Below are 11732 nucleotides of genomic sequence, written 5' to 3' on the forward strand. Positions count from 1 at the left end.
ATCCTCCTCCTGACGACCAAGGATCAATGATGCACCGTTACACTCCGGGACCACACACCTAGGGAGCAAAGCCACCCTTGATCAGAAAGGCGACTACTGCCGCTCTATCCCGCCGCAATGTGTGGCCTCGATACGCTGCAATATCTCTTTGATGACCTTAATGTCCTCAGATTGGGCCGAGACGAGTGCCTGCAGGTCTTTGATAGCCGCCGCGGTGCTAGCCGTCGTCTGCTCCGCCGCGGCGATCCTATAGGCGAGATTGTCGATCTTGCGCACCTCGCCTTCCAGAGACCGGAACCGTTCTTCCGTCCGGCCCTCGATGGCCTTGACCTCTGCTAGCCGCTCCTTGTGGTACTAGTCGTGGCCGACCCGCCAGCGCTGCAGCTCTTCGATATCGCGGGTGGTGTTGGCCCAGACATAAATTCGTGGCCGCGAAGGTGGCAAGGCTGATCACCTGCAGGATTGTGTTGAGGTTCCATTCAAGTTTAGGCGCCCGCGAAATTTCCATCGTCCTTTCCTCCGTCAGAGTGCCGCTGCCTCGTCGTGCCGACGGCATTCGTCGACGGCCCAGGTCTTCGACCCGCATAGCCCTGCGACAGTGTCGTCGATCTTGTCCTGGTCGGTGACGGTTGCGCCGCGCGCACCGATCAGGGACGTTCCTGACGACTGCGCGAGCGGCACTATTCAGCCGCTCTTTCGACGCAGACACCCGTTGCGTTGAGGTACACGCGGCCACGCTCGCGGCACAGGCGGCGAGCAACGCGAGCTTTGTCAGCTTCATTGGGTCAGTTCTCCGATTGCTTTGGTGGTGGCCGTATCGAGCTCGGCTCGCTCCAGCGCCCTGCCCTCAGATCGGGCAGCCGGCAGAGATGCCACATGGGTGTAGGCATAGACGACCAGCGTGCGGAGGAACGCGCCAGCTGCCAGTTTCGCGGCGTCGAGGAGGCCGATTATGCTTCGATCTCGGATTTCAGGTCCGTGACGGCCTTGGCGAGCTCGAAGCGCCGCTTGATTGCATACGCCGCGAAAGCAGCGACAAGAACGACGATGGCAAGCTGCACCCGCCAGTCATCGAAGACGGCGAGAACTGGGACAAGCACGCTCGTGACGATCCATTGCCAAACCGTCTTCGATTTCATCGGCGATTGTTCAAGTCACCAGGGTCAGCCACGACAGGCTTTTCGATGATGACCGGCTCCGGCGCCTGCTTGGCCCTATCCACCGCGAGGCGCCCCGCAATAACCGCTCGATCAAGGACGGATTCGACTTTCTCCGGGCTCACGAGCGCTTTGTTCGGGCCATCGCCAGCATAGAAGCTCTGCCCCCGTCTCAGTGCATGCTCTGCGTCATCGTTGCTGCGAGAACTGGGAAGCTCGCCCATTCCTGCGCCAAGCGCTTACCAAACTCCGTTCGGTAGATCTTGCCGGCGATGAAAAGATCATAGCCGCGCCGCTTGAGAAGCCGGTGCCCAACTGGTCCTAAAGTTCCGGCGTGAAAAGGTCACTGCCGCTGATCGACGGGTTCGTCTTCGCTAGGTCGATGAGCGTCACCCGCATGAACTGATAGGCCCCGGCTGCGCTGGAGATGTGGTTCTTGGACCATCCCTTTTGGGCGTCAATGATATCGCTGTAGGTCATTGATGTCAGGGGCTTGGTGAGCTTGCCCTGCTTGTTCGCAAAGATGACATCGTAGTATGCGCTGTCGTCCCGGCCGACTTCAGTCTTGCGAATGAAGGCTAGCAGGATCGCCGTGCCATTTGGAGTGGTGCGGTTCATGGGGTGTCCTTTCGAAGTTCGAGGCAAGGATGGCAGTCACCCAGGCCAGTCGGGCGAGATCAGAATTCCGCGCCCAAACAGACTGGGCCCGTCATAAAAACTGAATGAAATCGTGGGAAGGAACGACGCTCGAGTGGGTCTACAGTGGTGCTGACGCGGCCGAAATTCCCAGCATGTAAGCTACTCCGCATGCAACTGCGGAGTTGTTGCTAGGGCGAGTTGAACGTGCGATCCTCAACCAAACGTTGGGAGAAAGTGAATGTCTGTTGTAAGCCACAAAGATAAGGTGATTGACAAATGGCGGGACGAGAGCAGCCCGGACTTCGGATATTTTGACCAGGTTGAAGACAAGCTCGGTTTGTTTTGGACGCCCGGAAGCGTCTTCCGCAGGCAGTTCGACACCCTGGACCTCTCGTTCGTCGTGGAGATCGCTTGCGGCAAGGGGCGGCACGCAGCCCAAATCGCCGACCGATGCGGCAAGCTGGTCTTGGTGGATACGTCAAAGGACGCAATCGAATTTACCAAGAACCGCTTTCGCGAAATGCCAAACGTCGAGTGCGTTCATTCCGAAGGAGGCGAGAGCCTAGCCTTCATCCCGGACGAGGCAGCGACGGCGGTCTTCAGCTATGACGCCATGGTTCATTTCGAACCAACGACGGTTTTTGCCTATTTGCGAGAAACGTACCGCATCCTAAAGCCCGGTGGCCGCGCATTTTTCCACCATTCCAACTATTCGAAGCAGCCAGACCAGGACTTCAACCTGGCGCCGGGATGGCGCAATTACATGACGTCCGACCTGTTTCGCCATTTCGCACATCGAGCCGGCCTTGAAATACTGGACCACAGGGTGTTTCAGTGGGCAGATCCCGATTCAGATGCGCTCACGCTGATGCGGAAACCTGAGTAAGAATAACGCAGAGAACCACCCTATATGTCGCCCCCGCGCTCGATACGACTGAAAGAGATAGACCTAAGCTCGTCTAAGATGATGCGCCCTCCGGAACGGCAGGTGAAAGGCAGCGACGGTTCGCTCATCGACAAAGATTACCTCTTCGAGGCCGATGTAGACGGGTTTATCCGCAGCGCGCTTGATCAATCCGCCATGAACGAGCAGGTGATCGTCATGGGCGATAGCGTGATCGAATGCATGTTTGTCGACCATGGGGAGAGGATGACGGACCATGCAGAACTTGAATTGCGCTCTTTGGGGTTTTCCACCGCTGTCCGAAATGGAGGAGTGACCGGAGCAACCTCGCTGCACATCCTGAACGCGATTATTAACAAGATCGCACCGATCAAGCCGCGTTTGGTCGTCTTGGCCAGCGGCATTATGGATCAGGACTGCATGCTCGATCCGGATAGTTTCTGGACAACACACCCTTATCTGACGCCAATTCGTTTTGACCCTCCAATTCCGCAACCAGAACCCGCACTTCTCCCTGACCTCCAAATGGGAGACCGGCTCGGCATTCTAAAAATAATAAAGGCGGCATGCGAAAATCTCGGCCTGCCGCTTGCTGTCGCGACCACAGCTCACCGCGGGAACGACGCGTACACGGCCGCAAGAATGCCATGGATCGAAAACTACACCGCGCGCAGGCGGGCCGTTAATGCGCAGACGCGAGAATTTGCACTATCAGCCGGTCTGCGCCTCATTGACGTAGAGCAAGAATTCTCCGAGACGCACGGCATCTTCTACGACCAGTTCCATCTCAACGCCAACGGAGCCGCTGAGGTGGGAAGCTTCTTCGGAAGAGAAATTGCGGATATTCTCTCTTGATTAAGAAGCTGGCTCGGGGTCCCAGAAGCGTGACATATTGCTCTGATCGAAGTCGATTTTCAGCTTGCCACTAAAGGCACCGGAATACTTCACCCATAGAATACCAGTTGCAGCATCGTATCGAGCGGCTGAAAACCCGCACAGGCGTGCAGGCCATTATTCCGTTGCTTGCGATGAAACCTGCTCTGATCCCCAAAAGCTGGACCGTTCATAACTGGAGTTTTCCGCGGTAATTTCCCAGCTGGGAACAGGAGCGGAAGCATGAAAGCATCGAAGTTTTCGGACGCCCAGAAGGCGCTTATTTTGAAGCAAGGCGACGATGGCGTGCCAGTGGCAGAGATCTGCGGGAAGGCGGATATCAGCCAGGCGACCTATTTCAATTGGCTCAAGAAGATTGTCGCGGATCTGACGCTGGACCGCGAGATGCTACAGGACGTCATCCGCCGAAAGCTCTGAGGCCTGTCCGCCAGCGAAAGCTGATCGACGGGATGCTGGTGGATTGGGGCATATCGATCCGACGGGCTTGCAAGGTCCTGAGGTTCGATACGTCTACTTACCACTACAAGCTCCGCCGCACCGGGCAGGCCCCACTCGAAAGATGCATCAAGGAGATTTATGAGACACGCGTGCGGTATGGCTATCGGCGTGTCCATGTTCACTTGCGCCGCGATGGCTGGAAGATCTATATGAAGCGGCATCGTCGAATAGGCGATCCAGCACCTTGTGCGATGTCGGTGTTGATAGTGCCTCGTCTGACATGTACGCAGCGAGGATGTCTGCTTCGACAACGGTCACCTGGGCATCAGAGAGCGCTCGAAGGACATTCTGCCGATATTGCAGATAGCGCCGCATCTCCTCCGGAACAGCAAGCGTCTTGATGACATCAGTGTAGGCATCCCGCTCGAATACGTGGATGAAACCAGCGGTCTGGCTGGTATGGTACTGAATGCACCGGCAATCTTCCGGCAGTGACGGACCAGCGTCAATAGAGGATGATCTTTTCGATTTGCTGGATATCATCACCACTTACTTCATGACGCTGCCCGCGTTCATTAGCGATTGAGATCGAAGCGTGCTCGTTCAAGAATCGGAGTGAGTCCTTGATCTGCCGTGCGGCAGTCCGCATGATTGCATCCTTGAACCAGCGCCTTTCGGCTTCGGGATCGTCCTTTGGTTCGGCCCGCTCTTTCATCTGGATGATGAAGGCCGTCTCACCGAGCCAGACGAAGCTATCGGCGAGTTTTAGTTCTTGGCCAGGCCGTGGCGAAAACTGGTTCTGTGAAAACGTGAACTCCTTCCAGAAGGTGGAGCCGTTCAGCTGCGCAGTGACTTCCTCGAGGGTCATGCAGTTCCTGGAGCTGGATGTTGGTCCGCCTAGACATAAATCTGAATGACAACGTGCTCAGCAATGCGAACCGCATGATGTTACCGTTTCGGCCTACCGAGGGCCTGCGATATGAGGGATAAGTAAGCCCTCAAACGCCCGAGCCTCCTACCCATTGAAGCGTCTGGGACAGTAAACCTTCCAGCGATTCCACCGGTGATCGATATCCGTATTGCGACTACGCGAGCGCCCCTCGCTGTTTAGGGAACCGCAGAAGAAAGCGAAATGCCCAATTCAAATCCAGCGCAACGCCTCGATCAGTCAACGCAGGGACAAACCAAACCAGCGAAATCAGGGTCGCACCCATATTAAAATCAATAAATTACGGGTAGATTTGGCGACCCCTGCAGGGCTCGAACCTGCGACATTCTGCTTAGAAGGCAGATGCTCTATCCAGCTGAGCTAAGGGGCCGGAGGGACCTCAGTGGGTCCAGGGCTGCATGCGGTTGAAGCGGAAATTGTCGGGATAGGCGACGCGCTTGCGGGTCGATTCCTTCGGTTCGATCAGGCGGTATTCGATGCCGTTGCGGGTCGCATAGGCAATCGCCTCTTCGCTGGTCTCGAAGGTCAGCTTCACCTGCTGGTACATATCGCCGGAGCTCGTATAGCCCATGATCGGATCGATCGTCCGCGGCTTCTCGGCATCGAACTCCAGAACCCAGAGGTGAGTCTTGGCCTTGCCGGACTGCATGGCGGTCTTGGCGGGACGATAGATCTTCGCGGTCATCGAAGCAGCTCCAGAGAATTCACGTACAACGGCGCGGCCGTACCACCGGCGCGCGTCCGCATGCATATCCCGGATTCCATGAAAGAGGAATGACCGGAAGCGCATCTGCCATCAAAACGTTCAGCGAACGATGCGCGAGGATGTGATTGTCGTCACAGAGTCCATCGATTTTTCAACGACGGCTCTTGCCCTTCGCAGCGCCGGTCCGGCTCGCCTTCATGACATTTCCGCCGTCTTAGCCGCGATCACGTATACTGGCAAGCCGCAATGGCACGCACGACAATACGCAGGGTGCACCTGCCATCCCTCTCTCGGGAACCGGTCGTCTGGCTTGCAACGTCAGGAAAAACAGACCGGGCGCCAGAGAGGCGCCCGGTCGTAGCGTATCACGAGATCTGCGAATTGTGCGTATCGTCGAACAGCACCTTGATGGTGGTAACCTGCCCGGAGAAGAGCGCAATCGGATCGGTATGACCCGCGAGGGTCAGCCCGGTCTGCTGGGTTGCAGCATTGTATTGCAGATCGAGCTTGCCTTCGGGGTCCGCCATGACGCTGTTCAGCAGCGCCGAGTCGTTCGCGAAGAGCTTCGAGAGATCGACCTGGTCTCCCTCCGCAAGGTTGTAGTCGGTGATCAGGTCCGCCGCATTCAACCCCGTCAAGGCCGAAGGATCGAGCACGAACGTATCCTTGCCGTCACCGCCGGTCAGGATATCGCTGTCGCCGCCGCCAATGAGCTTGTCGTCTCCGCGACCACCGATCAGCACGTCCTTCGATGAAGAACCCGTGAGGGTGTCATTGAAGTTCGTCCCGATTACGCCTTCCATATTTGCGTAATGAGTGGTGTGGGTCCCGTGAGCAAAATGTTGCTGAACTGCCGACTGGACAAGCGTGAAGTTAACACTCTGCGTCAAAGCGGAGAAATCGATAAGATCTCGCCCGGATTCCCCGTCCAGGTAGCTGTTGCCCCCGCCCGATCCCGTGCGCAGGATATCGTCGCCGTTTCCACCGTACAGGTGGTTCGAGACGTTGCTCAAGCCACCGATCAGAATGTCGTTGCCGTTGCCGCCATACAACGTGTTATCGCCGCCCAGGCCCTGAAGGTAGTCGTCAGAATTATCACCATAAATGGTATTCCCCATGGTGATGATGATGTCCTTGCCGTTATCGCCCTTGTCAGTTTGCCCCCAATTGCGAACGATGTAGAAATCATCACCGTTTGTGCCAGTAAAACTGGTATTCACACGTGCGATTGAAACGACTGCAGGGTCGGAAACCTCTGTTCCCGCGACCAGGCGATAGCTGAACGAACCGCTAGCTCCACCGCTATATTGAATAATACCGCCGTTCAGAACGGCGCCGGAAATGATCTGTACCGTGACGCCATCGTTCGGGCCGATGCCGTTCTTATGCAGCAGGGCTTCAACAGGGATCTGCAAAGCATCGCTCATAATGTTCGAGTAGATGTTCGCATTAACGGGGTCTGGGACCGGAGGCGCATCCGTCACACCGTGAATGGTGACAGTGACGAGACGCGAGGTGCCGTCCTGGGAATAGACCGTGAACGTGTCGGTAAGCTTATCCCCGTTGTTAAGGGCATCCACCGCCGGCTTGCTGTTGTCGAGCGTATACGTCCACTGACCGTTGGCGCCGATCTTCCAGCTACCATAGGCGCCGTTGCCCGTTGCGACCTGGAAGACGTTGTCGTCGTTGTCCACGTCGTCCGCCGTCAGCGTGCCCGAGATGGTGTTCGGCGTCGCGTCTTCGTAGATGCTGCCTGCGGTATCGCCACCGATGACGGCCGGGTCGTTGACCGCGACAACATCGATATTGATCACGGACGACGCGCTCTTGGCTGCCAGCCCCTGGTCGCCGAGGTCGTTCACGGTCAGCGTGATCGTCGCAGGACCGTTGTAGTTCGCCTCCGGCACGAAGCGGACGCCGCTCGTCGAGCTGTCGGGGCCGATCAGGATGTCATCGACAGCCTCGAGGCTGCCCAACAGCGTCACCGTGTTGGTGCCGCTCGCACCCGCAACGATCGTCACACCGGGGATCAGCACGATGTTCAGCACGCCATGCGTCGCCGTCAGCGTTACCTGGACGTTGCCGTCCGAATCCCGGTCTTCCGGCGTCACCTGCGTGTCCACGAATTTCTCGTGTAGCGCGAAGCCGACATCTTCCAGCGTCGACGTCGAAACAACCGCGTTCTTCCAGGTCGGCGTGTCGTTCGTCCCGCTCACAGTGACGGTCATCTCGAGCGGCGTGCTCGAAAGCCCCGTCTGATCCACGGCCGTGATCGAGACCTTGTGGATCTCCGATGCCGCCGTCGTCTCGTCCGTGTGGAAGATCACATGCTTCAGCACCTCGACAAGCTGCGCGTCGGTCAGATTGCCGCCGCCCGCCTTCGTGATCGTCAGCGTCGCCTTCGCCTGCTCGCTGTTCGTATAGGCGGCCGTGCCGTTGTTCAGGCTGACGCCGAGGGCCGTCTGGTCCGCCAGCGTCAGGTACAGGCGATCGTTCCCGTCATTGGCCGTCAGCGTCACGGAACCGTAACCCGTGGTGCCATCCGCATCGCTCAGCGTGAAGTTCGATGCGGCGAACAGACGGTAGGCACTGCCCAGCTCCGCCATGTTCACGCCATCCGGCTCCGTGTAGGAAACCGTCGCATTGGCAACTGCCAGAACGGGCGCATCCGCGACCGGCGTGACCGTGATGCTTGCGGCCGCAGCTTTGCTTTCATCCCCGTCGCCATCGGTGACGGCATACTGGAAACTCGCATTGCCGTTGAAGTTCGCCGCCGGCTTGAAGGTCCAGGTGCCGTCGAGGCGGAAGGTGAATTCGCCTTCTGCGCGGACGAACTTGTAGACGCCCGCGTCAGGCGCGACGTCGGCAAGCTTCACGGTGGTGCCGTCGGCGAAGATGACCTTGCTCAGCGTGGCGCCGTCGGCGCCCAGGGTGTCGTTCGTCAGCAGATTGCCGCCAGTCTGCGCCGAATCTTCGGCGATGACGACAGGAACCTCCGAAACGGCAACCGGACCGTCATCGTTGATATAGACCTGGATATGACCGTTGGCAGTGTCGCCGTCGCCGTCGCGCACCGTGAAGTCGATGCGCATCAGCAACGGATCGTCGCTGCCCGTCTCTCCCTTGTCCGGATGATCGATCGGGCCGAGCAGGCGCACTTCGTAAGCGCCCGTCCGTACGTTCGTCACCACGACCTCGAAGACCTTCTGGCCATTGGCCATGCCAACCAGCGTCGGACCGCTGATCCCGGCAACTTCGCTCACCTGGATCGGCTGGCCGTTCGACGTCAGGCCAATCCGCGTCACCGTCGGACCACCCGCATCGGCGTCGTAGATCTGCGCAACACCACCAGACGTCATCGGCGAATAGCTCAGCGAAACGATCTTCGCACCGTCGCCGCCACCGTCGAACTTCATCACGCCCGTCGCAACCGACGTCGTGGCGATGTCCGATTCGTTCAGATAGGCCTTGCCCGACAGCGCAGGCGTCGTCGGAGCGTCGTCCGCGATGTCGATCCGGATCGAGTTCGTCGACGTGTCGCCGTCGCCGTCCTTCACCGTGAAGTCGAACACCAGCCGCAGCTTGTCCGCAGCACCCGTCTCACCGACGTCAGGATGATCGATCGGACCCTTCAGTTCGAACACGTAGCTGCCGCTCGGCTGCACCGTGAACGTGAACACGGGGTTGCCGTTCGCGACACCCGTTACCGTGATGACCTTCGTCACCGCATCCACGGAACTCGTCACCGTCACGGCAACGCCGTTCGACATGAAGGCCGGGAAGCTTTCCGGATCTGCCGGCGGGCCGCTCTCGGCGACTTCCATGATCGTCGTGCCGAGACGGTAGGATACCGCCGTCACCGTCGCACCGTCAGCACCCGCCGTGAACGGCAGGTTGCCCGTTACCTGCGAGGCAATGAAGCTGCCGTCAGCCTTCGCGTCCTCGACGAGATCACGCGTGCCACCGTCCTGCGCAACCGGACCGTCATCGTTGATATAGACCTGGATATGACCGTTGGCGGTGTCGCCGTCGCCGTCACGCACCGTGAAGTCGATGCGCATCAGCAACGGATCGTCGCTGCCCGTCTCTCCCTTGTCCGGATGATCGATCGGGCCGAGCAGGCGCACTTCGTAAGCGCCCGTCCGTACGTTCGTCACCACGACCTCGAAGACCTTCTGGCCATTGGCCATGCCAACCAGCGTCGGACCGCTGATCCCGGCAACTTCGCTCACCTGGATCGGCTGGCCGTTCGACGTCAGGCCAATCCGCGTCACCGTCGGACCACCCGCATCGGCGTCGTAGATCTGCGCAACACCACCAGACGTCATCGGCGAATAGCTCAGCGAAACGATCTTCGCACCGTCGCCGCCACCGTCGAACTTCATCACGCCCGTCGCAACCGACGTCGTGGCGATGTCCGATTCGTTCAGATAGGCCTTGCCCGACAGCGCAGGCGTCGTCGGAGCGTCGTCCGCGATGTCGATCCGGATCGAGTTCGTCGACGTGTCGCCGTCGCCGTCCTTCACCGTGAAGTCGAACACCAGCCGCAGCTTGTCCGCAGCACCCGTCTCACCGACGTCAGGATGATCGATCGGACCCTTCAGTTCGAACACGTAGCTGCCGCTCGGCTGCACCGTGAACGTGAACACGGGGTTGCCGTTCGCGACACCCGTTACCGTGATGACCTTCGTCACCGCATCCACGGAACTCGTCACCGTCACGGCAACGCCGTTCGACATGAAGGCCGGGAAGCTTTCCGGATCTGCCGGCGGGCCGCTCTCGGCGACTTCCATGATCGTCGTGCCGAGACGGTAGGATACCGCCGTCACCGTCGCACCGTCAGCACCCGCCGTGAACGGCAGGTTGCCCGTTACCTGCGAGGCGATGAAGCTGCCGTCAGCCTTCGCGTCCTCGACAAGATCACGCGTGCCACCGTCCTGCGCAACCGGACCGTCGTCATAGAACTGGATCGCCTTGCCGATGGAAATGCTCTTGGTGTCGGTATCACCGTCGTAATCCTTGACGGTCACGACTGCCTTCACAAGGTCTCCAAGATCGACAAAGTCGTTCGAGCTGCTCGTGTTGGGATGTTCGATCGCCTTGTACTGGGCGACCGACACGCGGCCGTCGCTGTCGATATGCAGCGCGAACACCAGAGCACCCGATGCATCCACGCCCTTCACGATGCCGTTGACACCCATGACAAGGGTGATCGCGCCGCCCGTCGTCGACGACAGGCCCGTCGCACCGTCTGCCGGAACGATCTCGAGCTTTATCGTCTGCGTTACAGTATCGTCAGAGCCGCCTGTCACCGAGGTGTTGACGATATCCGCACGGCCATAGCCGAGCGCAGTGCCTGCGCCCAGCACGGCGAAGAGGTTCTTCACCGACTGCTGCTCTGACAGCGAGCTCTCGTTGGACTGTCGGCCGGCTGTCTCGTCATGAACCACGACATTGCCTGTCGCGGTGATCGAGGCCGTGGGGACGTCGTCCTTGACCGTGATGACCAGCTTGCCGTCGAGGCGAACCTTGTCGCCGTCGCCGTCGAAGGCTTCGACGATCCGGCCGAGATCGAGGCCGGACAGAACGCCGCCCGCCTTCGTCGAAAGCTCGGTGTTCGCGCCGTTGCCGCCTTCCGCCTTCACATGATCCAGCTGGTCATAGAGGCGGAACACGAAGTTGCCGTTCGCATCCAACTCAACCGACATCACGGGACGGTCGATCAGCGGCTGGAAGCCAGGCGTCGGCGAACCGAAGATCGTGCCGTCGACATAGCCGACCAGCGCGCCGGTCAGCGGCTCGACCGAGAAGACGACCGTGCCGCCCTGCGAGGTGAGGCCAAGGCCCGTCATCGTCGCCGCGGCATCCGCCGAGAAGGCGAAGCGGCCGAGCCCATCCGCGCCGAACGTCACGACCGAGGCCACGGAACCGGAGACCGTCGAAGCGAAGCCGCCGCCCAGCAGCGCAAGCTGCGAAGCACTATCGGCCTCGGGGTGCAGACCGGAGCCCTGCGAGCGCAGGTTCAGGATATCGCTCTCCGCGGCC

General features: G+C 59.4%; 9 protein-coding genes, 1 tRNA gene and 1 pseudogene. 3 read left to right on the top strand and 8 right to left on the bottom strand.

Annotation, left to right across the window (positions count from 1 at the left end; all coding sequences use genetic code 11):
- Positions 1-93 precede the first annotated feature (93 nt).
- The 3 genes from V8U06_RS28560 to V8U06_RS28570 all read right to left on the bottom strand — a co-directional run bounded on the left by V8U06_RS28560 (position 94) and on the right by V8U06_RS28570 (position 1775).
- Positions 94-276 carry a hypothetical protein gene (locus V8U06_RS28560; RefSeq protein WP_427143558.1) on the bottom strand — a complete coding sequence of 61 codons (183 nt, stop codon included), beginning with the start codon at positions 274-276 and terminating at the stop codon, positions 94-96.
- Positions 277-950: 674 nt separating this feature from the next.
- Complete coding sequence (locus tag V8U06_RS28565) at positions 951-1139, bottom strand: hypothetical protein (protein WP_427143559.1); 189 nt, start codon at positions 1137-1139, stop codon at positions 951-953.
- Positions 1140-1478: 339 nt separating this feature from the next.
- A complete protein-coding gene (locus V8U06_RS28570) occupies positions 1479-1775 on the bottom strand; it encodes a hypothetical protein (protein ID WP_427143560.1) in 297 nt (98 codons plus the stop codon).
- Between the two features lie 259 nt (positions 1776-2034).
- On the opposite strand from V8U06_RS28570, the gene V8U06_RS28575 reads away from it, so the two are divergent.
- From V8U06_RS28575 to V8U06_RS28585, 3 genes and pseudogenes are all read left to right on the top strand, one after another.
- A complete protein-coding gene (locus V8U06_RS28575) occupies positions 2035-2682 on the top strand; it encodes a class I SAM-dependent methyltransferase (protein WP_427143561.1) in 648 nt (215 codons plus the stop codon).
- 102 nt (positions 2683-2784) lie between these two features.
- Positions 2785-3555: an SGNH/GDSL hydrolase family protein gene (locus V8U06_RS28580; RefSeq protein ID WP_427143562.1), complete on the top strand. Its 771-nt coding sequence runs from the start codon at positions 2785-2787 to the stop codon at positions 3553-3555.
- A 261-nt stretch (positions 3556-3816) separates the two neighbouring features.
- Positions 3817-4262: pseudogene (locus V8U06_RS28585) on the top strand (transposase); the annotation flags it as partial.
- Here V8U06_RS28585 and V8U06_RS28590 read toward each other — a convergent pair.
- The 5 genes from V8U06_RS28590 to V8U06_RS28610 all read right to left on the bottom strand — a co-directional run.
- On the bottom strand, positions 4159-4575 hold the full coding sequence (locus V8U06_RS28590; protein WP_427143565.1) for a hypothetical protein: 417 nt from the start codon (positions 4573-4575) through the stop codon (positions 4159-4161). The pseudogene V8U06_RS28585 and the gene V8U06_RS28590 sit on opposite strands and share 104 nt — an antisense overlap.
- Positions 4538-4900, bottom strand: coding sequence for a hypothetical protein (locus tag V8U06_RS28595; protein WP_427143563.1), 363 nt, complete (start codon positions 4898-4900; stop codon positions 4538-4540). The genes V8U06_RS28590 and V8U06_RS28595 overlap by 38 nt, the downstream gene beginning before the upstream one ends.
- A 374-nt stretch (positions 4901-5274) precedes the next feature.
- A tRNA-Arg gene (locus V8U06_RS28600) sits at positions 5275-5351 on the bottom strand.
- A gap of 9 nt (positions 5352-5360) precedes the next feature.
- On the bottom strand, positions 5361-5666 hold the full coding sequence (locus V8U06_RS28605; RefSeq protein WP_226919240.1) for an ETC complex I subunit: 306 nt from the start codon (positions 5664-5666) through the stop codon (positions 5361-5363).
- Positions 5667-6052: 386 nt separating this feature from the next.
- Positions 6053-11732: DUF5801 repeats-in-toxin domain-containing protein (locus V8U06_RS28610; protein ID WP_427143564.1), on the bottom strand; the 5680-nt coding region annotated here is incomplete at its 5' end.

It is taken from the genome of Shinella sp. G-2 (genome assembly GCF_050172695.1).
Taxonomy (GTDB): Bacteria; Pseudomonadota; Alphaproteobacteria; order Rhizobiales; family Rhizobiaceae; genus Shinella.